Genomic DNA, 24,553 nt, shown 5'->3' with positions numbered 1-24,553 from the left:
TCACCGTCCGCTGTCGAAACTCGCGGCAGCGCCGCGTAACCGGTCCAGGTAGCGAGTGTTGATGGTGGCGAGACCGAGCAGCGCGACGAAGTCGGCGACGGCGAAGTCGGGGTCGTGCGCGGGTTCACCGCAGATTTCCGCGCCCAGCCGCAGGTAGCCGCGCAGCAGCGGCGGCAGTGCGGGGCGGGCGGGAGCAGGTAGCTCGTCCAGGGGCGTGCCGTCGACGACGACGGGCCGATACGGCCGCACCCGGCGTTGCGGATCGCAGGCGTGCCGTGCCAGCAGCAGATCGCGCACCCCGCGCACGTTCACTCCGGCCGGCTCGGCGGGACTGTTCTGCATGGGCACCGACACGCATCCCATCACCCAGTCGTAGCCGGTGAGCTGGATGTAGTGCAGGATTCCCGCCCACATCAGGGTGAGCACCGACCCGTTGCGGTGTTCGGGCACCACGCAGGCCCGTCCCATCTCCACAATGCGGTGACCTGTGGGGTCGAGGCGAGTCAGATCGAATTCGGTGGCGGTGTAGTAACCGCCCGTCGCACCGACTTTGTCCGGTGGCAGCATCCGGTAGCAGCCGACGAACTGTTCAGTGGTTTCGTCGCGGACCAGCAGGTGGTCGCAGTGTTCGTCGAAGCGGTCGGCGTCGAGGCCGGTGCCGTTGTCGGGGATCCGGAAACCGGGTTCGGCGGCGAACACGTCGTAACGCAAACGCTGTGCCGCCGTGCGATGTTCGAGGTCAGAGGAAACGATCAACGCATATCTGGACTTGTGCGCGCCCGTGTCCGTCGGTCGAGCCGGGGCTGTCAGCACAGACGTAATGCTCATATCTGTAAGGAAGCCAGCCCGACACTGCGCCGGAGCGTCCGCCGGGTGTCGCGGTGATGCCGGTTCCGTGAACGAGACGCCGATCACATCCGGGTGTTCACCGATGCGTCGCCGCTCGTTCGGTTCGGTGTCCGGGAGCTGACGACCTGCGCCAATTGGCGAACCTACGTGCTCGAACGACACCCGACCGCGACGTCATGGTATGCGCCGCCACTGTTCCCGCTGCGCTCGAGCGGCAACACCGGCCGCCGGGAAGGCCGATAACCGAGCCGAACCGCAGCCGGTGCGCGGGCGGCTCGAACCTGGTGACAGATCCGCCCGCGCTCTTCGCTGCGTGTCGTCTGCGGCTCAGGCTGCGACGCGTTCCCGCTCCCGTGGCCGGTCGGTTTCCCGCTCCACCTCCGCGAACCCGGGCCGCCCCGTCCCGATGAACGCCACCAGCCACGACACCACCGCCGCGAACCGGTTTCGGAAGCCGACCAGGTAGAACAGGTGCACCGCCAACCACACGAACCAGGCGATCACACCGCGGAAGGTGATGCGGTCGTTGAGTTTGGTGACGGCACTGAACCGGCTGATCACCGCCATACTGCCCTTGTCCCAGTAGATGAACGGGGTGCCCGGCTGGGTTTTGCGGCTGATGATGTCGGCGGCGTGGCGGCCTTCCTGCATGGCGACCGGCGACTGCCCGGGGTAGCCGTTGAGCGAGGTCATATCGCCGATGGCGTAGATATCGGCGTATCCGGCGACGGTGAGGTCGGGGTTGATGAGCAGCCGACCGGCGCGGTCGGTCTCGCATCCGGTGGCTTCGGCCAGCAGTTTCGCGAATCCGCCCGCCTGCACACCGGCCGACCAGACCACGGTTTCGGCGTCGATGTTCTGCTCGGTACCGTCCTTGCCTTTCACTGTCACCTTGCCGTTGTCGATATCGGTGACAAAGGTGTCGACCAGCACGTTCACCCCGCTGCGGGTGAGCGATTTCTTCGCGTACGCCGACAGCCCACCACCGAACGGCGGCAGCACCTCGCCGGCACCTTCCACGAGCGTCACCGAAACTTCCTGGTGGTAATACCTTTTGGCGAGCTCGGTGAGCTGCCCGGCGACCTCGACGCCGGTCGCGCCCGCACCGACCACGACGAAGCTGAGCAGCCGCCGCCGGGTTTCCTGGTCGGCGTCCGCGGCTTCGGCGAAGACGTGTTCGATCTGCGCGCGCAGCACCCGTGCGTCGTCGATGGTTTTGAGCGAATAGGTTTTCTCGGCGAAATCATCGCGGCCGAAGTACGACTGGCTGGCGCCAGTGGCGGCGATCAGCGAACCGTAGCGGATGCGTCGGGTCCCGCCAGGGGTCTCGTAGGTGAGCACGGCGTCGTCGGGGTCGATATCGACGACCTTGCCGAGCCGGACATCGGCTTCGTCATGGCGGCGCAGGATGCCTGCGATGGGCGGGGCGATCTCGTTCGCAGCCAGCACCCCGGTGGCGACCTGGTACAGCAGCGGCTGGAACAGGTGTTCCGGGGTGCTCGAGATCAGCACATAGTTCACCCCCGCTTTGGCCAGCTGTTTCGCGGCGGCGAGCCCCCCGAATCCCGATCCGATGATGACGACGTCGGCATGTTCTATTCCTGTGGCCTGGACCACAGCCGTGTTACGCATGAAAACTCCTCCTTCTGTCATGACAAACCGTCATTCAGAACGGAGATATTTCAAGGGTCAGGGCGCATAATTGAGATGACTCTTATCGAGATTGTTCATGAGTGGAGGTTGGGGTGGAGCTTCGCCAGCTCACATACTTCGTCGCAGTGTGCGAGGAGCTCAGCTTCAGCCGGGCCGCGTCCCGCTGTTTCATCTCACAGTCGGCGATAAGCCATCAGATCGCCCGGCTCGAACACGACCTGGGCGTCCAGTTGTTCGAACGCACAACCCGCTCCGTGGTCCCCACCGACGCCAGCACCAGGCTACTGCCGCTGGCCAAGCAAATGCTCAGTTTGGAGTCCGCTATCCGCGCCGCCGTGCGCACTTCCAGTCCCCGCATCCGCCTCGCCGCGAATATGTCCTTCGCCACCCGATCCCTGTCCGCGATCGCGGGCGCACGCGAAGCCCACCCCGGCGCGGAAATCGAATTCGTCATCAAACCCTTCCGCCAGCGCATCGCCGCCGTAGCCGACGGCGACTGTGATCTGGCCCTCATCCGCGGCAGCGTCCAACAACCCGGCCTCACCGTGGAACAACTCTGGGTCGAAGACCTCATGATCGCCACCGCCCCCGCCCACCCCCTGGCCGGCCGCACCGACGTCACCCTCAAAGAACTCGGCGACTACCCTCTGCTGCTCCCCCCGGAATCCGAACAAGTTCTGTTGCACAACGTCATCCGCGCTGCATTCGCCGACTTCCCCGGCCCGATCTTCGGCCCACCCATCCCACCCGACCACACAGCCACCATGGAACTCATCAACCATCCCGACGCGTGGACGGTGCTGTACGCGAACAGTCCCACCGACGGAATCGCAACCGTGGAGCTGATCGAACATCGCCTGCGAATCCCGGTGTCGGCGGTGTTGCGCACCGATGCGCGACGCTCACCGATCCTGACCACCCTGCTCGCAGCCCTGCACTGCGCGTAACCGGACGGGCACTGCGTTCACCTGGCGAAGAACTGCGAAGTAGCTGGAGAAACGTCGTGAATACCGTTGTGTTGCAAGGTCTCGTAGGGCACGATGCCCTTGTATGAACAGACGAATCCATGGCGCTGTCCTGCTGGCTGTGTCCGCTGCGGTTGTCACCTTCGGTCCCGTCACTCCGGCGGGAGCGCAAACGCCGTTCAAAGCACCTGAGGTCACCTTCGCCGGCACCGCACCGGGAATAGTGACCGCCACCCTGCACAACCCGAACGACCGGGGCCAATGCTGGGCCGAAGCGGGCGTCGGCCCCAACAACGACCATGTCTTCTTCGGCAACGGTGCCCCCGAGTCGCTGGCGCAACCCGGCCAGACCGTCAAGACGACGCTGGAAGGTCTGGAACCGGGCACGACGATCAGCGCACGAGGCGGCTGCCATAACGGCGCCGAGTTCGAATTCTCCGAGCTGGTCCAGGTCGCTGTTCCCGCCGATATGCCCGCAACCGGCAGCTTCGGCAGCTGACAACGTGCGGTGGCGGCGAACGTGCCGCCACCCACACCAAACCTCGTCAACTCGCGGGCATGGTGGCCGCAACCGGCGAACTCGGCTCGTATCAGTCACCGCCTCGGCCGGGTCACAACAGCGGAGTCGCCACGTAAATCCAACACTGAATACCTTGGCCCAGGTCATAATTGGGGTTCTGCTTGTACGGTCGGCATGGCATGCAAGACCCTGCAACCAGGCCAGTGGTGCCCGTCGGTGTGATGAGGGAGTGAACATGGGATCGATCGAGATCATGCAGTGGCTTCAAGAAGGTGCGAGTGTCGGAGACCCGATCCGGGGGCCGCTGTACGTCGTGGCGTTCCTCGCGATCGGGTTGATCGGGCTCCTCACCGGCGGAGCAGTCATCTGACCGGTACAAGCCGATGGCATACGAGGCCACCTGCATTCCAGCCGAGGCCGGGCATAAATTGGTAGACGAGGTGTCGGCTCGCTCCTAGCATCGCCAGCTATGTCCTACGAGCATCCTTTGGCGCACCTCATCGGTATCGAAGGCGTGGCCCTGTTGCGTGCGTTCAATGGGGAGTTCGATCGAGATTTTGTCGATGCTCGACTGGACGAGGTTCGTCGCCTGCTCGACGATCATTCCCTGATGGAGGCGGGAGTGACGGTTGATCGGCTCGATTCGATTGCCGGATACCGTTCTTGGGCAGGAACTTACGATGAGCCGGGCAACGCAGCGTTCGATATCGAGCAGCCTGTCGTGCACGACATCCTCGACACGCTGCCTATGGGCACCGTACTCGACGCCGCCTGCGGGACCGGACGGCACGCCGCGTACCTGGCCGCAGCAGGACACCGAGTGATCGGAGTCGACAGCTCGCCGGAGATGCTGGAGAAAGCCCGAATTCGGCTGCCGCAGACCGATCTTCGCCGAGGCGATCTCGAAGCTCTCCCGTTGGACGACGATTCGGTGGACGCTGCTGTCTGCGCCTTGGCCCTGACCCACCTGCCGCGTCTCGACAAGGCGATAGCCGAATTCGCTCGCGTCATCCGGCCGGGCGGCCACCTGGTGATCTCCGATATTCATCACGAGATGGTGCTGCGCGGCTCCATCCCACCGGTAGAGATCGGCGGACGGCCCGGGCGGCTACCGGCGTACCGCCATTACGCGGGCGACTACCTATCTCCCGCGCTGGCCAGCGGGTTTCAACTGAAAGCATGCAAGGAACCGCGCGTCCTCCACAACGGCCCCACCCCACCGCCCGCAACCGAACCTGGACCGTGGCAGACGTGGCCATGGTCGCTGAGCGCCTTGGTTCCGGAAGCGACACAAGCGGCGAACCGCGAAACACCAGCGCTCACCGTGTGGCACTTCCAGCTGCCCGAGTAGTCGCACCACACCGGCAGGCTCAGCGAACCCCCTTTATCGAAGGTTCGCTGAGCTCTCGATGGCCTACACCTGACTGGCCCCGAACCACCCGTTCAACAAATCTGCGGTGGACGCATCACACTCCGCCGCCCTGAAACCAGGGGGCGACCAGCCGGGTTCTTCGAATCGCGATCACCGACCATGCCGCCCGCCAGGTGGCCACTTCCATGCACTCTTAGCCGCCACTGCTGTGGCTACTCTTGGCCCAACTCACTCATCATCGGCTACGTTCCTTGATCACCGCCGGGACAGCAGTGCGGCGGCGCCGTGTGCCATGCCGAGGACTGCCGCTGTCGAGGCCACGGCTGAGACCGTAAGGCCACGATCATCTCGGCGTATGCCCGCGCGGCCGAGTTCCCGTCGCGCCCACCAGTAGTACGGAATCACCACCGTCGGCGCCGTGACAACCCCCGGCGTGTAGCCACGCGCCGCCGCGGACAGTGCCAGATGCGCGAAACCGTGCAGCCCGAAGGCGGTGACGACGGTCTGGAAGAAGGGCGAGCGCCCATCTGTGCGCACCCCGTCCGCAGCAGCCGCTGCCATCACCACGCCTACCAGGCCGATAGCGATATGTGCGTGTTCGTCCGACACTCCTCGGCGCAGCCACGGCGGGACCGGCAGCCAACCTGGTTTCACACCACTTTCGGCCCTGTTCCTGGACCAGGGCCCCATAGTGAGCCACTCCTCGGCATCGTTGACAAGCCAGGCACCGAACAGACCCAGCGCCACCGTCTTCGGCCCCATCACAACCACCTCTCATTTTATTTACAGGTCGTAATGTAATATAAACATGGTGATGGATCAACGTCCGACAGCTACCCGCGGCAGACCCCGCAACACCGAGATCGACAGCGCCATCGTGTCGGCAACGCTGGAACTACTCGCCGAACGCGGATACGCGGAGCTCACGATCGGCGCCGTAGCGACCCGCGCCGGAGTCGGCCGCCCCACGGTGTATGCGCGCTTCCCGGATAAGAACGCCTTGGTCGTGCACTCACTCGTGCAGACCGTGCCGCAATTACGGAACCCGGACACCGGTAACGCACTGCGCGATCTGACCGAGTTGGCGACCGAATTCGCGACCCAGCTGGTGCGATCACCCATCGGCCGCACGGTGTTGGCGGTGCACGCCGAAGCCGGTCGCCATCCAGAGCTCGCGGATTTACTCCGCACGCACTACTGGCGCCCCAGGGAACAACTGGTGCACGAACTGATTCACCGCGGCCAGCAGCAGGGCAGTATCCGCGCCGACATCACCCCCGAGCACATTCAAGACCTTGTCTACGGCCCGCTCCTCTACCACTGGCTGATCCTCGGCGAACCCGACCGGCACACGATGGAAACACTGCTGACCGCGTCGTTGCATGCGATCACACCGTGCTCGCACGCAGACTGACCTACTTGCACACATTTGGTACATTTGAGCAGTCACTTCGGTGATGCTGAGAGGTGGGATGCTGCTGTCACGACACCCCACCGGGTGAGTTAGCTAGCCCGCACTCGGCGGACCAGTGGTACCTTCGGGGCGAAGGTCGGGAAAACTCCTGCGCGACAGCAAGAAAACTCCGCCCGCCGTCGTGACGGCGGTCTTCGATAGACCACCTCACTTTCTCGACCACGCGCATGAACACCCATTCGGCGCCCGTTCTGCGGCGATCTCTCGGACGTTCCCGCCTGCACCTGGTCGGCGTCGACGACGGCAACGGCCAGCCTGACAAAAGCGGCGATGCCTTGGAATCCTCATTGTTTCGGTAGCAAGGGAATCGCGCCGGTCCGCGATAATGTGAGTAACAGGCGCGATCGGAAGACAGCTGAATGCCCGCTGACGGAAGGCCGAACGCCTATCCCGCGCAATCGGTGACAGCCGGATGGGAGGCAGGATGCGCACTTTCCATTCGTGGATTTTGCAGGCCCACATACTGCGTATTCGGGACCGCCTCACCGAAAGCTTGCAGCGGGCCGGAACACGCCACGCCGAGATCAGCTGGGAAGTAAGCGGGGGTGCTCGCGACAGCGCAACACGCACGACCGACACCGTTCAATCGGGTTTGCAACTCCCCGAGGGGTCGAGCAGCTTCTCCCCGACAGACGCGGGCCGGGACCTCTTGCCGCAAAATCCTAAGGAGCTACACGCTTTGTGGTCGGGACTGACGCGCGCCGAAAAGGACAAGTTGTACCGGGCCGACCCGTTCATCGGCAACCGTCCCGGTATTCCGCATGTCGACCGTGACTTCTACAATCGCCGGAATCTCGCCGCTTGGTTCGCTCAGGCACGGAAGATGCATGACGCACCTCGTCTGGCACGTGCCGATGCGTTGCGGCGCTGCGGTGTGATCGACTTCGCGCTCAAATCGCCGGAGGGAGCGCCCCGGCACTATTTGACCCGGTTGGACCAAGACTTCCGGGTCGCCGTTTCGGTCGACAACCCGGATACGGCCGAGAACGTGGTGACCCTTGTCGCCGGTACCGGCACCAACCCGATCGGCATCTGGCATGCCACGGACCGGGCGGAGCGAATCCGGCAAGCCGCGCTGGCGGTCGATCCGAACGCCCGCACCTCCGTGACCACCTGGTACGGCGATCGGCCGCCGTTGCCCAGCCGAGTGGGGGACAGTCTGCCTGCCCGCAACGATGCGCAACCTCTGCGCAGCCACCACGAAGGGTTGCGAGCGACCCACGAAGGGCCGCCGTCACACAACACCCTCATGGGCTACTCCTCCGGCTGCACCAATGTCGGTTACGCCGCCATGCACCCTGTGCAGGCGGACGCCCTCGTCTTCGTGGGCGGTGTCGGCACCGGTGTGGAACGCGTCGCTGACCTGCGCCTCGCCGGTGTCGACCCGACCGATATGGAACGGCACGTCTTCGCCACCGTTGCCCAACACGACTCGATCCAGCTGATGCCCAAGGTGCACGGCCCACCGCCGACCGAGCTGGACGTGACCGTGTTCACCTCCGACACCATCCGCGGCCCCTGGACGTCGCTGGGCTGGAATCCCGATATCCACGGCTCCTACTTCGACAGCAACAATCAATCCATGCACAACATCGGCCTCATCGTCACCGGCAACGGGCATCTGGTTACGTGAGGGCGGGTCTTCCCGGCCCGGAAAGGACAGCACCGTGTTCGAGAATTCGGAAGCCACCGCGCGCGAACAGTTACATCGATATCTGGTGGAAACGCTGCGGGCACTCCCGGCGCGGCTGTCCCTTTCCCAGGTCGACCCGGCAATGCCGGAAGCGGTATTCTCGCCGGGAACAACGTTGCCCTGCAACGATAACGATGACGAAGCCGGGCCGAGATACTTCGATATCGGGTACTGGCTGATCGGGACAACCGCCGCGACCTCCGACGTCGATATCGATCTCGTCGCGGCAGCATGGACCCGCCTGGGTTGGCGAACGCATACACCTCACCGCGGGCGCCCCCGGGCCGTCTTCTGTCGCACACCAGACCAGTACGGGCTCACCGTCCAACAAAGCGTCGACGGGCATTTGAGCCTCTTCGGTTCCACCCCACCCTTTCCGTCCGACGCCACCGGCGGGGAACCACTGCCCAGAACCATCGAGCACCCGTGACGGCTCAGGGCAAAGGTCAGGAAAGCGCCTGCGCGACAGCGAGAAATCTCCGCACATCGTCGTGACGGCAGTCTTCGACAGACCACATCACTTCCTCGACGGCCCGCATGAACGCCCAGCCACGCGCGCGTTCGCACTCGATATCGAGTTCTGCGGCCGTCGCAGCGACGAATCTCCGCGCCCGCTCGGGGTCCGGATTGCTCTCGACCTGTTTCATGATGAGAAAGCCTGCGTCGAATGCGGCCTCACCCAGATATGCCTTGGGATCGATCAGCAGCCACGGTTCCCGTTCCGCAGCAACGATATTGCCCAGATGGGTATCTCGATTGACGATCAGCAGCGGGCCGTCCGGCTCGGCGAGTTCGGCGCACCAGCGATGTGCTCTAGCCAGTAAGGACGCCGGGAACGGGGCCGCCAGATCGGGTTCGTCGAGTTGCTCCACCCAGCCGGCGACCATATCCGCGACCAACGGCAGCGGCGGGTATCCGGGTGGGATGTCGATGGGTGGGCGGCGCAGCCTGCGATACAACGCGCACGCGATCTGCACCTTGCCCGCGTTTTCCGGCTTACCCTCCAACGGAATTCTGGGCTGCCGCACCAGTGGCGTGCCCGGCCGCGCCCATTCCAGCAGCAGCGCCCCGCTCTCAGGGTCGTAGTCGTACAACTGCACCGCCCCGTCGCCCTGGTAGCAGAACATCCCGGCGGCTTCACCGAGGTTCTCCTCGTCCACCACGGGAATCTTCAACACCGCGACCGAACCGTCCGCCCGCCGAACAGGAGCGACGAAAGAATGAGTACCACCCCCGAACGGCTGCCCGATCAACTCCAACGCCCAATCCTGGCACCGCTTGGCGACCACTTCGGGCAGATCGGCGAGCCAACGCTCGCCCCGTTCCTCGAAGATCTCCCGAATGTTGTCGACCACATCGGGAGGCAGCGACATCGTCACCGAACAAGCCTGGCGAAGCGGGATCGCTGAAGCAACCCATTTGTCGTCCGGATCACCGCCCTCCGACCGATAGCTGCATGAGGACGGCCCGGCACCAGCCGACGACCAGCAAGCCAACTGGGCTACTACCGATGGCGGTGCCGGATGGACGTGACGGGCGCTGCAGGCGAGAATAGTGCCGCCTCAAGGGCATAGAGGGCAGGGCGCCCGCGACAGTCGCCTACACGGGCTGTTCAGACCGCCCGTGTACCGACGACGGCGGTACAAAGCGAATGGGAGGAAGGTTGCGTACCTTTCACTCGTGGATCCTGCAGGCTCATCTGTTTCGCCTGCGGGACAGCCTTGCCGAGAGCTTGCAGAAGTTCGGTCGCCACCATGAGACAACCACGCGGAAATTCGGCGGTCACCTGAAAGCCGCGGGTACCGAAGCAACCGCTGCCGACGCCTCGAGCAAACGAGATGTCGAGAACTCGTTCAACCTCTCGCCTGCGGATAGGACCCAGGGATCGCCGCTGACGAACAACGAGACGTTACCGACCGATCCCAGGGAACTCCACGCAATGTGGTCGCGTCTGTCGACGGCCGAAAAGGATGCGCTGCACCGGGCCGATCCGTCCATCGGTAACCGCGACGGTATCCCCCAGGCCGACCGCGACTACTACAACCGCAAGAATTTCGAGGCATGGATGGCACAGGCGCGTGCTGCAGAGTACGACGACCCGGAACAACGTGACAGAGTCATAGCCGACTTCAAAACAATCGAGAAGGCGCTCGCTGCCCCGGAAGGGTCCCCGCCCCGCTTTCTGACTCGGCTGGACGAAGATTTCCGGGTGATCGCGGTCTCGGTGGGAAACCCGGACAAAACCCAGAACGTGGTCACGTATGCCTCAGGCACCGGGACCAACCCCAACTACATCGACAAAATCACGGACAAAGCCGGGAAGATACGGCAAGCCGCGCTCGCAGCGGACCCAAAGGCCGATACAGCGGTGACCATATGGATGGGAGACAGAGCCGATCTACCCAACCACGCCATCGAAAAGGTTCCCGCAGAGAACGGCGCCCAGCCGTTGCGCAGTTATCACGAGGGGCTGCGCGCCACACACGAAGGCGCGCCATCGAACAACACCTTGCTCGGTTATTCCTACGGCGCAGTCAATGCCGGATACGCTGCCCGGCAACCACTGGAGGCAGACAACATCATCTTCGTCGGTAGCTTCGGCACGGGCGTCGATCGAGCCGCCGACTTGCGTCTCGCCGGTGTTGATCCGGCAGACATGGATAAACATGTTTTCTCCACGATGGCCCGGCACGACTCCATCCAGCTCATGCCCAAGGTCCACGGCCCGCCACCGACGAGGCCGGAATTCGGTGGCACCGTATTCAGTGCCGATTCCGAACGCGGCTCATGGACTTCACTTGGTTGGAACCCCGATGCTCACGGCTCCTACTTCGACACCAGCAACCAAGCCCTGCAAAACATCGGGCTCATCATCACCGGCAACGGCCATCTGGTGACATGAGAGAAAGGACTCGTCCATGCCGATGGCGGCCTCGGAATCTATCGCGCGCCAGCAGCTGTACCGCTATTTCCTGGACACCCTCCGAATGCTTCCCGTGGAACTGTCGCTGTCCGTGCACAACGCAGCGGTGCCGACGGCAGCATTCGACGTCGGCACCACCCTGCCCTGCGACGACTCTGATGACGGCCGGACCGGCCCTCTATACTTCGACATCAGCTATTGGCTCATCGGGACCACCCCCGCAAGCTCCGACGCCGTCATCGATCTCGTGGTCGGCGCCTGGGCCGCTCTGGGCTGGCGTACCCGAACAGGCCGCACCACGCGGCCCCGGAGCGCGTTCTGCCGCACACCCGATTACTACGGGCTCGCCGTTCAGCAGAGCGTCGACGGGCACCTGAGCCTGTCCGGCTCCACCCCACCCTTCCCTCCTGACACCGCCGGCGGGGCTCCACTCCCCAGAACTATCGAGCATCCGTAACGGCCTCTCGTCCTCGACGGCGCCAGAACATCGCCCAGTCGCAGAAAAGTGGGCAGCCGACCGGAAGTACCGGTCGGCTGCCCACACGAGCCCTTCGCGGCCGGGACTGCCACAGCCGCGTGGCGTCAGCCCTTGTGCTTCTTGACCTCTTCGGTCAGCTGCGGGGCAACGTTGAACAGATCGCCGACGATGCCGTAGTCGGCGATCTCGAAGATCGGTGCCTCTTCGTCCTTGTTGACCGCGACGATGGTCTTGGAGGTCTGCATACCGGCGCGGTGCTGGATGGCGCCGGAGATGCCCAGGGCGATGTACAGCTGCGGGGACACCGTCTTACCGGTCTGACCGACCTGGAACTGGCCGGGGTAGTAGCCGGAGTCGACGGCGGCGCGGGAGGCGCCGACGGCCGCACCGAGGGAGTCGGCGAGCTCTTCGACAACGCCGAACTTGTCGGCGGAGCCGACGCCGCGGCCACCGGAGACCACGATGGTGGCTTCGGTGAGTTCTGGGCGGTCGCCGGAGACGGCGGGTTCACGCGAGGTCACCTTCACGACGCCCTCTTCCTGCGCCGGAACCTCGACGGTCACCTTTTCGCCTGCGCCGCCCTGGGCCGAGGCCTCGATCGAACCGGGGCGCACCGAGATCACCGGAACATCGCCGGTGGCCTTGGCGTCGACAGTGAACGCGCCACCGAAGATGGAGTGCACCACCGAGCCGTCGCTGTTGATGTCGATGACGTCGACCAGCAGGCCGGAGCCGATGCGGGCAGCCAGGCGGCCCGACACCTCTTTGCCTTCGGCGCTGGCGGCCACGAGGACAGCAGCCGGGGAGGCCGACTCGACCAGGCCGGCGAGCACGTCGACCTTCGGGGTCACCAGGAAATTGTCGACATCGTCGGATTCGGCGATGTAGATCTTCTCGGCGCCGGCGGCGGCGAGCGCATCGGCCAGCTTCTCGCCGGTGCCCGCGCTGCCGAGCACGACGGCGGCGGGCTCACCCAGGGTGCGGGCGGCGGTGAGCAGTTCGGTGCTGACCTTTTTGATCGCACCTTCGGCGTGCTCGATGAGCACAAGTACTTCTGCCATTTGTCTTCTCTCCTGAAGTTTTGCGACCTGTGAACGGGGCCGGGGCCGAGCAGGTCCGGATCAGATGATCTTCTGGCCGACGAGGTACTGGGCGATCTTGGTGCCGCCGTCCCCTTCGTCGGCGACCTTCTCGCCTGCGGTGCGCGGCGGCTTCGGGGTGGCCCCGGTGACAGCGCTGCCCGCGTTGGCGACGCCAACGGTCGACGGATCGATGCCCAGATCGGCCAGGGTGAAGGTCTGCACTTCCTTCTTCTTGGCGGCCATGATGCCCTTGAAGGACGGGAAGCGGGGCTCGTTGATCTTCTCCGTGACGGAGACGATGGCCGGGAGGGTGGCCTCCAGCTTGAACACGCCCTCGTCGGTCTCCCGCTCGCCGGTGATCTTGTCGCCGTCGACGGTCAGCTTGCGCAGGTGGGTCAGCTGGGGGATGCCCAGGTACTCGGCGATGATCGCGGGCACCGCGCCTGCGCGGCCGTCGGTGGCCTCGTTACCGGCGATGACCAGCTCGACGCCCTCGACCTGACCGAGCGCGCCTGCCAGCACCCACGCGGTCTGCACGGCATCGGAACCGTGGATGGCCGGATCGTTGATGTGGATGGCCTTGTCGGCGCCCATGGACAGCGCTTTACGGATGGCCTCGGTGGCGCGGTCGGGACCGGCGGACAGCACGGTGACCTCGCCGCCCTGGGCTTCCTTGATCAGCAGCGCTTCTTCGACGGCGCGCTCGTTGATCTCGTCCAGCACCGCGTCGGCAGCTTCACGGTCGAGGGTGTAGTCGCCGTCGGTCAGCTTGCGCTCGGACCAGGTATCGGGAACCTGCTTGATGAGTACGACGATGTTCGGCATCGGTCTTCGTCGACCTCCTGTTCTGGTTTACACGGTTATGGCGGTCGCACGATATGTGGCCGTACGTCCTTGTGAATAGCTCAGGGCGTGAGACTACCCTACGTTAAGTTACTAGTGGGTAACTTATTTGTCAGGTGTCTTCCGTCACCCGTCCAGCCGCGACCAGGCGATCGGCCGTCCAGGTCATGGCAGTAACGTCAGGGGGATGAGCGAGGCTGTGATTCCCGCCGCATCCGGCGGCCCGAGTGCCGCTGTGTTTACTCCCGCGGTGTCTACTCCCGCCGTGATGAACGACGTGACGGAGAACACTGCCGTCGAACCGCTGCCCTTGACCGGCGAACGCACGGTGCCCGGTATCGCCGAGGAGAACTATTGGTTCCGTAGGCATGAGGTCGTCTACGCCCGGCTACTGGACCGTTGCACCGGCAAGATCGTCCTGGAAGCCGGGTCGGGCGAGGGATACGGCGCGAACATGATCGCCGATGTCGCCGCACACGTCATCGGGCTCGATTACGACGCGAGTGCGGTCGCCCACGTGCGCGCGCGCTACCCGCGGGTGGAGATGATCCAGGGCAACCTCGCCGCGCTGCCACTGGACGACACCTCCGTCGATGTGGTGGTGAACTTCCAGGTGATCGAACACCTCTGGGATCAGGCCCAGTTCCTGCGCGAATGCCTGCGGGTGCTGCGCCCGGGTGGGGAACTGCTGATCAGCACCCCGAACCGGATCACCTTCTCCCCCGGCCGCGACACCCCGCTCAACCCGTTCCACACCCGCGAACTCGACGCCGCCGAACTCACCGAGCTCCTGGCCGAAGCCGGATTCCGGGTCGAGACGATGACGGGCGTGCAACACGGGCCTGCCCTGACAGCGCTGGACACCAAGCACGGCGGCTCGTTCATCGACGCGCAGATCGAACGCGCCCTGGCCGGGCAGCCGTGGCCGCAGGAGCTGACCGCCGACGTCGCGGGTGTCACCGCCGACGATTTCGTCCTCGTCCCCGACGATATCGACACCAGCCTCGACCTGGTGGCCATCGCGGTGAAGCCGTGAGTACCACCGAAAACGCCGCTGTGCCAGGGCAGTTCACGCTCGTCCTGCATTCCCATCTGCCGTGGCTGGCCCATCACGGGCGCTGGCCGGTCGGCGAGGAATGGCTTTACCAGTCGTGGGCCGCAACCTATCTGCCGGTCGTCGAGGTATTGAGAACCCTTGCCGCCGAAGGGCGCTCACATCTGCTGACCCTCGGCATCACCCCGGTCCTCGCCGCCCAGCTCGACGATCCGCACTGCCTGGCCGGGATGCATCACTGGCTGGGCAACTGGCAGCTGCGCGCCGATGAAGCGGCACTGGCGGGCAATCTCGCGCTCGGCAGGCACGAACACCGGCTGGCGGCCGCCGCGCTGACAGAATTCGAACAGCATTGGCGGCACGGGGCCGCGCCGGTGTGGCGGCAGCTGATCGACGCCGACGCCATCGAATTGCTCGGCGGGCCGCTCGCGCATCCGTTCCAGCCGCTGCTCGACCCGCGATTGCGGGCGTTCCAGCTCAGCGAAGGCCTGGCCGACGCACAGCTGCGCTGGGGGCATACCCCCTCCGGTATCTGGGCCCCCGAATGCGGTTACACCCCGGGCATGGAGGCCGGTTACGCCGAAGCAGGTGTGACGCATTTCATGGTCGACGGGCCGTCACTGCGCGGTGATACCACGCTCGGACGGCCGGTGCGCGACTCCGAAGTGATCGCCTTCGGGCGCGACCTACAGGTGAGCTACCGGGTGTGGTCGCCCAAATCCGGTTACCCAGGACACGGGGCCTACCGCGACTTCCACCATTACGACCATGACACCGGGCTCAAACCGTCCCGGGTCACCGGCAAAACCGTGGCCGGGCCGGACAAAGCCCCCTACGACCCGGAGCTGGCCGCCGCGGCGGTGCAGCGCGACGTCGACGATTTCGTGCAGACCGTGCGGGAGCGGCTGATCGCCGAATCCGAACGCATCGGCCGTCCCGCGCTGGTGGTTGCCGCGTTCGACACCGAGCTGTTCGGCCACTGGTGGCATGAGGGACCGCAATGGCTGGCGCAGGTGCTACGTGCGCTGCCCGAAGCCGGAATCGAGGTCGGCACCCTCGCCGACGCCAGGAACCGCGGGTATGTCGGTGAGCCGGTGCAGCTGGGCGATTCGTCGTGGGGTTCGGGCAAGGACTGGCGGGTATGGGCCGGTGACCAGGTTCGTGACCTGGTAGAACTCAACGACGACGTGGTGCGGCTTGCACTGGACACCGTCGACAAGATGCGGCAAGACGACCAGTACGACACCGCCCTCGGGCGCGACCGGGTGGCCGACCAGCTGCTGCGCGAGGCGATCCTCACCGTGTCCAGCGACTGGGCGTTCATGGTCAGCAAGGATTCCGCCGCGGGATACGCCCGCGACCGGGCACACCGGCACGCACATGCGGTGCGCGAGATCGCGGCCGCGGTCGGCGCCGGTCAGCGCAGCAAAGCACGGCAGTTGGCGGCAGGATGGGCTGCGGCCGACGGATTGTTCCCGGCCCTGGACGCCCGACGATTGCGCGTCCCTCCCGCAGAAGGACCTACATGAAGATTTTGATGGTGTCGTGGGAGTACCCGCCGGTTGTGGTCGGCGGACTCGGCAGGCACGTCCATCACCTGGCCACCGAACTCGCCGCCGCCGGGCACGAAGTGGTCGTGCTGGCCCGCAGGCCCACCGGCACCGACCCGGTCACCCATCCCACGCACTCCTATATCGCCGACGGCGTGCTGGTGGTGGCGGTCGCCGAAGATCCGCCCGTCTTCGATTTCGGTGAAGACATGCTCGCCTGGACGCTGGCCATGGGACACGCCATGGTGCGCGCCGGTGTCGGGCTCGGCAAACCGGGGATCGGCGACGGCTGGACCCCCGATGTGGTGCACGCGCACGACTGGCTGGTTGCGCACCCGTCGATCGCGCTGGCCGAGTACTACGACGTCCCGCTGGTCACCACCATCCACGCCACCGAAGCGGGCAGGCACAGCGGTTGGGTATCGGGCCGGGTGAACCGGCAGGTGCATTCGGTGGAATGGTGGCTGGCCAACGAATCCGATGCGCTCATCACCTGTTCGACCTCGATGCAGGACGAGGTGGAACGGCTCTACCAGCCCGACCGGGTCCCGATGACGGTCATCCGCAACGGAATCGACGTCGGCGCATGGTCTTTCCGGCCCCGGCCGCCGCGCAGCGGGCCGCCCCGCCTGCTGTATGTGGGCAGGCTGGAATACGAGAAAGGCATCCAGGACGCGATCGCCGCGCTACCACGCATCCGCCGCCTGTACCCGGGAACCACACTGACCGTTGCGGGGGCGGGAACGCAGTTCGAATGGTTACGGGAACGCGCCCGCGTGCACCGGGTGATGCGGGCTGTGCACTTCATCGGCCGGTTGGACCACGAAGACCTGCTCGGCTGGTTGCACAGCGCCGACGCCATCGTGCTGCCCAGCCGGTACGAGCCGTTCGGGATCGTCGCGCTGGAAGCAGCCGCCGCGGGCACGCCGCTGGTCACCTCTACCGCGGGTGGTCTCGGTGAAGCCGTTATCGACGGCGTCACCGGTTCTTCGTTCGAACCCGCCGATGTCGACGGATTGGTCGCTGCTGTACGCACGGTGCTCGACGACCCCGCCGCCGCCCAGGAGCGCGCCTACACCGCACGCGAACGCCTCACCGCCGACTTCTCCTGGGATGTGGTCGCCGCCGAAACCGCGCAAGTCTATTCGTCCGCGAAACGCCGGGTCAGGACGCCGCTCGGGCGTCCCGTCATGGTGGAACGCCCGCTACCGGAACGGGACCCGAACCAGCCGGTGTAACCTGCTACGACTCGTCGTCCTCGGCCTTGAACGCGAAGATTTCGCCCACCGTGGTAGCGACCACGACCTCCCCCTCGGGACCGACGGAGGTCCCGGTCGTCGTGCCTTCGGCGCCCGGAAGCACGTCGGAGTCGAGGGTCTCGCCGGTCCGGGTGTCGAACGTGATCAAGTGCAGGCCGTCCCCGGCGGCGGTGACGTAGCCGGTATTGCCCGCGGTCTGCACGGGGGCACCACGCAGGGCAACTTCCTTGCGCTCCCATACGGTTTCGACGGCGTCGCCGTTGTCACGCAGGGCGAGCAGGTGGCCGTCGTCGCCTGCGGGGATGATCAGGCCGTCGTCGGAGACCGAAATACCACGACTGGGGGCCCAGTCGAGTTGGTGCACCCATGTGGTGCTGCCGTCGGCGGTGTCGACCGCGATCAGACGTTTGCTGTTGTCGCCGACGTAGACGGTGCTGCCGTCGGCGGACAGAGCCGGGTCGGTGGCGCTGCCGCCGATGAGCATATCGGCGCGCCATTCCTCGTTTATCGCACCGCCGGCGTAGCGCATCGCGACGAGGGACGCCGTCTGCGCGCCCGGCTCCCACACCGTCACATAGAAACGACCGGTTTCGGTGTCGAGAGCGGAGACATTGGCGACCGCGCACTGCGGGCCGCCGGTGGAGCAATCATCGAGGCCGTCGCCCGCGGCGGGCCAGTCCAGGCCGGGATGTTCGAGGAAATCGGGCTGGCCGAGCAACTGTGCCGTGGGAACCAGGCGGTGGCCGGTCTGCCGGTCGAGGACATCGATCTGGCCGGTCTGGGTGATGCTGAGCAGATTGCTGTCGCCGGTGAACTGCAGCGAGATCGGCACCCCGGCCACCGGGACCCGCCAGCGCGGCTGGCCCAGGTAGTTCTGGGAGTTCACGCCGCTGTCGTCGCCGACGTAGACGTTGGTCATACCGTCGAGCACCGAAGGCGACCAGATGGCGTTGGGGCCGAGCGGATTACAGAAACGCTTACGCCCCGTCTCCATTTGATAAGCGAAGAGATGGCAATCCGCATCGGTGCGGGTGGTGACGAACATCTGCCCGTCGGAGCCGACGGTCACCGGCCTGGCCAGCGGGCCGCCGACCGGGCGCGACCAGTCCAGGCTCAGCGACCGGGCACCGGTGACCGGGCTGGTTCCGCTGTTGCTTGCGTCGTGGTGCGGAGCGGGCCAGCCCAGGCCCGCTCCGACAGAGATATCGTCGACGTCGGTGCCGCAGCCGGTGAGCGCCAGCGCCCCCGCCATCAGCGAAGCCACCACATATCGGGACCGGGGCCGTCCGGATACAGCTCCGACGCTGTTGCCGATTCGCACCTGCTGGTCTCCCTCTGCCGTGGTTGTCTCCCCCCGCGCCCGCGCGCCTGTGTGAGGTTAGCCGAAGGGTATCGGTCCGGGCCGAGGAGCGCGAAAGTAGGCTGGGGCCGTTAGGCCGGAACGGGCTCGCCGGACCTCATCCAGGTCGGGGCCCGGAGCAGATGACGGAGGACAGGACGTGACGAGCATGTGGGGCGCACCGTTGCGCTCACGCTGGCGGGGATCGCGGCGTCGCGACCCGCGGCAGGCCAGGTTTCTCACCCTCGCCTCGCTGCGCTGGGTGCTGGCCAACCGCGCCTACACACCCTGGTATCTGGTGCGTTACTACCGGCTGTGCAAATTCCGGCTGGCGAACCCGCACGTCATCCTGCGCGGCATGGTGTTCCTCGGTAAACGGGTCGAAATCCATGCCACCCCGGAGCTGGGCAAACTCGAGATCGGCCGCTGGGTGCACATCGGCGACGGCAACGCCATCCGCTGCCACGAAGGCTCGCTGCGGATCGGCGACAAAGTGGTGTTCGGCAAGGACAACGTCGTCAACACCTACCTCGATATCGAGATCGGGGAATCCACCCTGGTCGCCGACTGGTGCTACATCTGCGATTTCGACCATCGGATGGACGACATCACCCTGCCGATCAAAGACCAGGGCATCGTCAAGAGCCCGGTCCGCATCGGCCCCGACACCTGGATCGCGGCCAAGGTGACTGTGCTGCGGGAGACCCGCGTCGGCCGAGGTTGTGTGCTCGGCGCGCATGCCGTGGTCAAGGGCGAGATCCCCGACTACAGCATTGCCGTCGGCGCGCCCGCCAAGGTGGTGAAAAACCGCAAACTGGCCTGGGATGCCGCCGCCGAAGAACGGGCAGCGCATATGGCGGCCCTCGCAGATATCGAACGGAAGAAGAACGGGGTCGCCCACGGCGCGTAAAGCCCCGCTGTTTCACCCGGCCGGATCGAGCGTAGGTGTCGGTGCGCTCGGTTAGTGTCGGCTCATGAACGGCTATGCGGCGCTGCTGCGCGGGATCATGCCCAGTAACCCGAATATGCGGAACGAGAAGCTGCAGACGGTGTTCGAGGGGCTGGGTTTCGACGCGGTCGCCACGGTCCTGGCCAGCGGCAACGTCGTGTTCCGGACCGCGAACACCGACCCCGCCGAGCTGGAAGACCGGATTCAGGACGCACTGAACCGCGAACTCGGCATCCCAGGCGGCACCATCGTGCGCAACTACCGGCAGTTGCGCGATCTGCTCGACCGCGACCCGTTCGACGGACTCACACACAGCCGTGAGACCTATCTGACCGCGACCTTCCTGAAACAGGACGCACCCGCGCATACCGACATGCCGGAGGATCCGAACCCGCTCACCCGCGTGGTCGGCTACGACCCGGAGGCGAAAGTATTCCTCGCCATCATCGACAACAGCTCGCCGAAAACGCCCGACTTCATGGCCTGGCTGGAACGCACCCACGGCAAAGACATCACCACCCGCACCTGGCTCACTGTGCAGCGGGTGGTGAAGAAAATGGAGACAACGCGTTAGGGCGTGCGTACCTCCGCCTTCGCGCCGAACGTGCGGCAGGCGTACCTCCGTATTCGCTCCGGGCGTGCGCATTCCCGTATACCTCCCGCATTCGCACGGCTGTGCACGGTCTGCCTACCTACCGTTCTTGCTCCAGCCGTGTGCTTTTGGGCGTTTCCAGTGAGGCCACAGGGGGTACACAGGGGGTTACGTCTGCTAGAGGGTGCCTGCCACAGGGCGCGCTGGGCGGGCAGGTGAATAGGTGAACAGCACCGCAGGGTTCGGTATAGAGCGGCATCAGCGTAGACACCGGAACCCGCGGGGATCGGGGGGCGATGCCCGGAGAGCGGCCGAAAATCCATGGCATGCATGCCGTTACCGGATGGCTGTTGGAGTATCTGCTGGATCGGCCGGATGGTCACAGCCGGAAACTGCCGGTGGTGGTGGCACTCGGTCCGCGCGGAACCGGAAAGACGGCCCTGCTGCGCGATATCGAATACCGGTGCGCCCATGTCCCGCACGCCTACCTGGATTTCGAGAGCCGTGAACGGGAACCCCGCGAGGCGTTCGGGGAACTCGCCTTCGAGCTGAGCAAACACTGGAAACAGTTCGGCCGTATCGCGTTCCCCCGCCTGTGGTTGTGCCTGCTCGCCGTGGGCAGCACCCTGCACACCCGGGCGGACAACCGCAGGCAGGCGTTGCGAGAGCTGCGCCGCATCGTTTCCAACGGGCAGGGAATCGAACAGGGACGCAACGGGGTCATGGATTTCGTGCAGCTGGTCGACCCAATCGGCGCGGGCCTGCCCGCGTGGACGGCGCCGGTGGCCGATGGTCTGCTGCGCGGGCTCGGCTGGTTCGACCGCCGCAGGCTGCTGGCCGCAGGCCCGCGGCTGCCCAGCGCGCAGGGCAGGCTCGACGATGTGCTGATCGACCTGGCGAGATGGGCCCATGACGACGATGAGGACCGCGCCGATGTAGACGCCATCTTCTGCGAGGCGTTCCTGCACGATCTGCGGCGCGCCTACTCCGGGTTCAACCGGTCACGGCGCACCTTGAACTGCGTGGTGCTGCTGGACAATGTGCACACCATGTCCGGGCAGAAATTCCTGCTCGCCCTGCAAGAAGCACGACGGCGCGCCACCGGCGAACCCGACCCGATGGCGGTGTTCGCGTCGTCGGGCAATTGGATTCCGTATTGGAGCGAAAGCTGGCACCGGCCGGGCGGCCACCGGTTCAGCGACGACGAAGGGCGGCGGTCCCGTGGGCACCGCACCGGCGGAATCCGGTGGCCCGCGCCGAGAAAAGCCTCCGATATCGACGCCGACTGGCTGGACAACACCGGTACGGAAACGCCGTGGAACCCGTGGTATCTGCTCGATCTGAGTCACTTGTCCACTCAGGACATCGGTGATCTCGCGGTCGAACGCCGGATGCATTCGATACCCCGGGTGACCGAATTCGTGCGAGGACTGACCGCGGGCCATCCCGGCGGGACAGTCGAAATACTCGCGGCGCTCTCGCGCGCCTGCGACAACACGCCGCTGGCGGGTGCACGCCACATCCTGCACGCCGCACTGCCCGAAGCCGAATCGCAGGAGCAGCAAGATCAGCTGACCGTGCTCGACCGGGTGCGGGCCGAACTGCTGCGCGACTTCGACACGGCCGCCGACCGGCGGGACCTGGTCACCGCTTCGGCCGCCCGCACCGTCGATATGCTCTACCGCCCCGAAGTGCTGGATTCACCACTGCCGAACGGCGAAGGACTGCTCGAGGCGTTGCGCAACCAGCTGTGGATCGAGGAGACCGACGGGGCGGAACCCGAGCTGGTGCTCAACCCGTGGTTGCGCCATATCCTGCTGCAGGAACTGGCCGACCGCGATGATTCCGATCCACGTGACTGGGACACTACCCACATACTCTGCCGGAACATCTACGAAAACAGCGGCCGGGAAGCCGCAGCCCGGTACCACGATATGGCCATCGGCGATCTCGGTGCGGTGATCAGCTACCTGGGACAGCCGTTCGCCGACCGGCACACCGAGTTCGATGTGGCCACGGCCGGCGCATGGCTGGCCGACGTGGACCTCATCACCTCGGCGCCCATCAGGTCATCGACCGATATCGCCCCGATCGACCGGGTCGGCGAGCTGGTGCGAGCCTGCGGTGCCGCGCCCGACCACCCCGTGGCCTGGCTGGTGGCCTCGCTGTGGATCTCCAACAACCCGCTCGGCGATCCGGAGCGGTCTCTGGACCACACCATCGAAAGCGAACTACGGCAGCTGGCGCGCGGCCGGGGACGCGGCTCGGTGCTGTTGTACGAGCGGGCGGAAAGGTACCGATGAGCGATCAGATCGTGCCGCCGGCGCCGAGCTGGCGGAAGTGGGCGTGGGCAGCCGCAGCGGTGGCGGTCGCGGCGGTAGTGGCGCTGGTCGCGTTGGTGGCGGTGCCCCTTGCCGTCGAAGCCGCCAAACGGTGCGGCGACGGCGTGATCCGTAGCGGACCCGGCTCCGAATGCGTGGGCGTGACCGACGGCAGTGTGATGTTCGAACCCGAGCTCGCGGCGATCCAGGAACACATCCACACGGAGAACACGCAGGTAGCGGCGTCGGGGAAGCCGTATGTCAGCATCGCGGTGCTGCTGCCGATGACACGTGGCGCCGATGGCGGCGAGCTGGTGACGATGCCGTGGCTGCGCCACCACCTCGAGGGCGCGCATCTGGCGCAGCTGGCCGCCAACCACACCACGACCTGGGGCGGCACACCGCAGATCCGTCTGCTGCTGGCCAATGCGGGTAGCGGGTTCGGGCAATGGGCCACGGCGGTCGACGAGCTCGACCAGCTACGCGACCAGGAACGGATCGTCGCCGTGGCCGGGATCGGGCTGAGCGTCGAGAATGCGGTGCGGGCGATGGAGCGGTTGGCCGAACTCGGTCTCCCGATCATCGGATCGACGCTCACCGCGGACAGCCTGACCGCGGTCCCCGGCTTCCTGCGAATATCACCACCCAACTCCGATCAGGCGCGCGCGGCCGCCATGTATGCGAAACCGCGGGCGCAGCAGGCGCTGCTGGTGCGTGACGAGAACCCGAACGACCACTATGCGATCACCCTGGCCGAGGAGTTCAGCGAGTACTACCTGGACGAAACACATCGGTTCTCCGGCCCGGTCGAACGGTACAACTCGCAGGAAGGCGGGGTGGCCAACACGTTCAACCACATGCTGCCCAACATCTGTCATGCCGCACCTCAGTTGGTGTACTTCGCAGGACGGGCCGTGCATGCGATCACCTTCATCAAGGCGCTGGCCGAGCGCAGCTGCCGTGATATTCCGATCACTGTGCTCACCGGGGAAGACATGTCCCTGCACACCGCGCCCGACGAGGCGGTCCGAACGGCGCTCGAATCGGGCGTCTCGGTGGTGTACACCGCGTCGGCGCACCCGCAGTCCTGGGAGAACCAGCAGCACGACCTGTTCAATCTGCATTCGGTCGCCCAGTTCGCGCCCGACTGTCGTGGACCGGTGTGCTACCGCGCGTTGTCCGACGATTCGCTCGACGACGCCAGCGCGATCGTCGCCCACGACGCAGTGGTCACGGCGGTGCAGGCGATCCGGCAGTCGTCGGTCGACGGTGCCGTGGTGAGTGCGGCAGACGTGCTGCAGTCGATGAACCGGTTACACGGCGCGACCGCAGTGCGCGGGGCCGCCGGAATCCTCTCGTTCGACGAAGCGGGCGACCCGGTGAACAAACCGATCCCCATGTTGCGGCTGCTACCTGGGCGTTCACCGGAATTCCTCGGCCTGTCGTGGCCGGGAATCGAGTGACACGCTTCACGGGCAGCGAGCGGCATACTAACGTAGCTGTCTGGGTAGGCCGCAGGCTTCCCCGTGGTGGTCTACTGATCACGGTTGGCCTATTCTCTGCCTGACACGCTCGGGCTGTGGTTGACACGTTTGCGGTACCGCTTTCTGGCTCCTGGCCGGAGCGGAAGTCGATCG

The 24,553-nt window shown here is 65.7% G+C and carries 23 protein-coding genes; 16 read left to right on the top strand and 7 right to left on the bottom strand.

Annotated features, from left to right (window positions below; genetic code table 11):
- Together B0T44_RS06650 and B0T44_RS06645 are read right to left on the bottom strand one after the other, a co-directional pair.
- The gene (locus B0T44_RS06650) at window positions 1-828 is read right to left on the bottom strand and encodes a GNAT family N-acetyltransferase (RefSeq protein WP_077115793.1); all 828 of its coding nucleotides are present in this window, start codon (window positions 826-828) and stop codon (window positions 1-3) included.
- 348 nt (window positions 829-1,176) lie between these two features.
- Window positions 1,177-2,481, bottom strand: a complete 1,305-nt coding sequence (locus B0T44_RS06645) for an NAD(P)/FAD-dependent oxidoreductase (protein ID WP_077115792.1) — start codon at window positions 2,479-2,481, stop codon at window positions 1,177-1,179.
- Between the two features lie 113 nt (window positions 2,482-2,594).
- Here B0T44_RS06645 and B0T44_RS06640 point away from each other — a divergent pair, with 113 nt between their 5' ends.
- The 4 genes from B0T44_RS06640 (at window position 2,595) to B0T44_RS06630 (ending at window position 5,338) form a co-directional block, all read left to right on the top strand.
- On the top strand, window positions 2,595-3,449 hold the full coding sequence (locus tag B0T44_RS06640; protein ID WP_077115791.1) for a LysR family transcriptional regulator: 855 nt from the start codon (window positions 2,595-2,597) through the stop codon (window positions 3,447-3,449).
- A gap of 103 nt (window positions 3,450-3,552) precedes the next feature.
- Entirely contained in the window at window positions 3,553-3,966 is a 414-nt protein-coding gene (locus B0T44_RS06635; RefSeq protein WP_077115790.1) for a hypothetical protein, read from the top strand.
- A 256-nt stretch (window positions 3,967-4,222) separates the two neighbouring features.
- Window positions 4,223-4,357 (top strand): hypothetical protein, encoded by a 135-nt coding sequence (locus tag B0T44_RS27875; RefSeq protein WP_254893659.1) that lies wholly within the window; start codon window positions 4,223-4,225, stop codon window positions 4,355-4,357.
- 99 nt (window positions 4,358-4,456) lie between these two features.
- On the top strand, window positions 4,457-5,338 hold the full coding sequence (locus tag B0T44_RS06630) for a class I SAM-dependent methyltransferase (protein WP_077115789.1): 882 nt from the start codon (window positions 4,457-4,459) through the stop codon (window positions 5,336-5,338).
- Window positions 5,339-5,614: 276 nt separating this feature from the next.
- On the opposite strand, the gene B0T44_RS06625 is transcribed toward B0T44_RS06630, so the two are convergent.
- Window positions 5,615-6,121, bottom strand: coding sequence for an HXXEE domain-containing protein (locus B0T44_RS06625; protein ID WP_077115788.1), 507 nt, complete (start codon window positions 6,119-6,121; stop codon window positions 5,615-5,617).
- Between the two features lie 52 nt (window positions 6,122-6,173).
- Between B0T44_RS06625 and B0T44_RS06620 the strand changes: the two genes are divergently transcribed.
- The 3 genes from B0T44_RS06620 to B0T44_RS06610 all read left to right on the top strand — a co-directional run bounded on the left by B0T44_RS06620 (window position 6,174) and on the right by B0T44_RS06610 (window position 8,956).
- Window positions 6,174-6,773 (top strand): TetR/AcrR family transcriptional regulator, encoded by a 600-nt coding sequence (locus B0T44_RS06620; RefSeq protein WP_077115915.1) that lies wholly within the window; start codon window positions 6,174-6,176, stop codon window positions 6,771-6,773.
- Window positions 6,774-7,512: 739 nt separating this feature from the next.
- Window positions 7,513-8,466, top strand: a complete 954-nt coding sequence (locus tag B0T44_RS06615; RefSeq protein WP_139347741.1) for an alpha/beta hydrolase — start codon at window positions 7,513-7,515, stop codon at window positions 8,464-8,466.
- 34 nt (window positions 8,467-8,500) lie between these two features.
- Window positions 8,501-8,956 carry a hypothetical protein gene (locus tag B0T44_RS06610; protein ID WP_077115786.1) on the top strand — a complete coding sequence of 152 codons (456 nt, stop codon included), beginning with the start codon at window positions 8,501-8,503 and terminating at the stop codon, window positions 8,954-8,956.
- Window positions 8,957-8,972: 16 nt separating this feature from the next.
- Here B0T44_RS06610 and B0T44_RS06605 read toward each other — a convergent pair whose 3' ends face one another.
- Window positions 8,973-9,899: an aminoglycoside phosphotransferase family protein gene (locus tag B0T44_RS06605; RefSeq protein WP_254854166.1), complete on the bottom strand. Its 927-nt coding sequence runs from the start codon at window positions 9,897-9,899 to the stop codon at window positions 8,973-8,975.
- Window positions 9,900-10,177: 278 nt separating this feature from the next.
- On the opposite strand from B0T44_RS06605, the gene B0T44_RS06600 reads away from it, so the two are divergent.
- Complete coding sequence (locus B0T44_RS06600; RefSeq protein ID WP_081511716.1) at window positions 10,178-11,428, top strand: alpha/beta hydrolase; 1,251 nt, start codon at window positions 10,178-10,180, stop codon at window positions 11,426-11,428.
- Between the two features lie 16 nt (window positions 11,429-11,444).
- Window positions 11,445-11,906, top strand: coding sequence for a hypothetical protein (locus B0T44_RS06595; RefSeq protein ID WP_077115783.1), 462 nt, complete (start codon window positions 11,445-11,447; stop codon window positions 11,904-11,906).
- A gap of 125 nt (window positions 11,907-12,031) precedes the next feature.
- Here the strand turns inward: B0T44_RS06595 and B0T44_RS06590 are convergent, their stop codons facing one another.
- Window positions 12,032-12,988 carry an electron transfer flavoprotein subunit alpha/FixB family protein gene (locus tag B0T44_RS06590; protein WP_077115782.1) on the bottom strand — a complete coding sequence of 319 codons (957 nt, stop codon included), beginning with the start codon at window positions 12,986-12,988 and terminating at the stop codon, window positions 12,032-12,034.
- Between the two features lie 60 nt (window positions 12,989-13,048).
- The gene (locus B0T44_RS06585) at window positions 13,049-13,834 is read right to left on the bottom strand and encodes an electron transfer flavoprotein subunit beta/FixA family protein (RefSeq protein ID WP_077115781.1); all 786 of its coding nucleotides are present in this window, start codon (window positions 13,832-13,834) and stop codon (window positions 13,049-13,051) included.
- Between the two features lie 286 nt (window positions 13,835-14,120).
- On the opposite strand from B0T44_RS06585, the gene B0T44_RS06580 reads away from it, so the two are divergent.
- The 3 genes from B0T44_RS06580 to B0T44_RS06570 are packed head-to-tail and all read left to right on the top strand — an operon-like array spanning window position 14,121 to window position 17,694.
- Complete coding sequence (locus tag B0T44_RS06580; RefSeq protein ID WP_077115914.1) at window positions 14,121-14,888, top strand: class I SAM-dependent methyltransferase; 768 nt, start codon at window positions 14,121-14,123, stop codon at window positions 14,886-14,888.
- Window positions 14,885-16,435 carry a 1,4-alpha-glucan branching protein domain-containing protein gene (locus B0T44_RS06575; RefSeq protein ID WP_077115780.1) on the top strand — a complete coding sequence of 517 codons (1,551 nt, stop codon included), beginning with the start codon at window positions 14,885-14,887 and terminating at the stop codon, window positions 16,433-16,435. Before B0T44_RS06580 ends, B0T44_RS06575 begins: the two co-directional genes overlap by 4 nt.
- Window positions 16,432-17,694: a glycosyltransferase family 4 protein gene (locus B0T44_RS06570; RefSeq protein WP_077115779.1), complete on the top strand. Its 1,263-nt coding sequence runs from the start codon at window positions 16,432-16,434 to the stop codon at window positions 17,692-17,694. Before B0T44_RS06575 ends, B0T44_RS06570 begins: the two co-directional genes overlap by 4 nt.
- Window positions 17,695-17,698: 4 nt before the next feature.
- On the opposite strand, the gene B0T44_RS06565 is transcribed toward B0T44_RS06570, so the two are convergent.
- Window positions 17,699-18,967 carry an outer membrane protein assembly factor BamB family protein gene (locus B0T44_RS06565; protein ID WP_077115913.1) on the bottom strand — a complete coding sequence of 423 codons (1,269 nt, stop codon included), beginning with the start codon at window positions 18,965-18,967 and terminating at the stop codon, window positions 17,699-17,701.
- 256 nt (window positions 18,968-19,223) lie between these two features.
- On the opposite strand from B0T44_RS06565, the gene B0T44_RS06560 reads away from it, so the two are divergent.
- The 4 genes from B0T44_RS06560 (at window position 19,224) to B0T44_RS06545 (ending at window position 24,379) form a co-directional block, all read left to right on the top strand.
- Window positions 19,224-19,964 carry an acyltransferase gene (locus B0T44_RS06560; RefSeq protein ID WP_077115778.1) on the top strand — a complete coding sequence of 247 codons (741 nt, stop codon included), beginning with the start codon at window positions 19,224-19,226 and terminating at the stop codon, window positions 19,962-19,964.
- Between the two features lie 64 nt (window positions 19,965-20,028).
- Window positions 20,029-20,577 carry a DUF1697 domain-containing protein gene (locus tag B0T44_RS06555; protein ID WP_077115777.1) on the top strand — a complete coding sequence of 183 codons (549 nt, stop codon included), beginning with the start codon at window positions 20,029-20,031 and terminating at the stop codon, window positions 20,575-20,577.
- Between the two features lie 314 nt (window positions 20,578-20,891).
- Window positions 20,892-22,898, top strand: coding sequence for a hypothetical protein (locus B0T44_RS06550; RefSeq protein ID WP_139347740.1), 2,007 nt, complete (start codon window positions 20,892-20,894; stop codon window positions 22,896-22,898).
- Window positions 22,895-24,379: a type 1 periplasmic-binding domain-containing protein gene (locus B0T44_RS06545; protein WP_077115775.1), complete on the top strand. Its 1,485-nt coding sequence runs from the start codon at window positions 22,895-22,897 to the stop codon at window positions 24,377-24,379. Before B0T44_RS06550 ends, B0T44_RS06545 begins: the two co-directional genes overlap by 4 nt.
- The last annotated feature ends 174 nt before the right edge of the window (window positions 24,380-24,553 follow it).

The organism is Nocardia donostiensis, from assembly GCF_002081715.1.
Classification (GTDB): Bacteria; Actinomycetota; Actinomycetes; order Mycobacteriales; family Mycobacteriaceae; genus Nocardia; species Nocardia donostiensis.
This window is presented reverse-complemented; position numbering and strand designations above follow the sequence as displayed.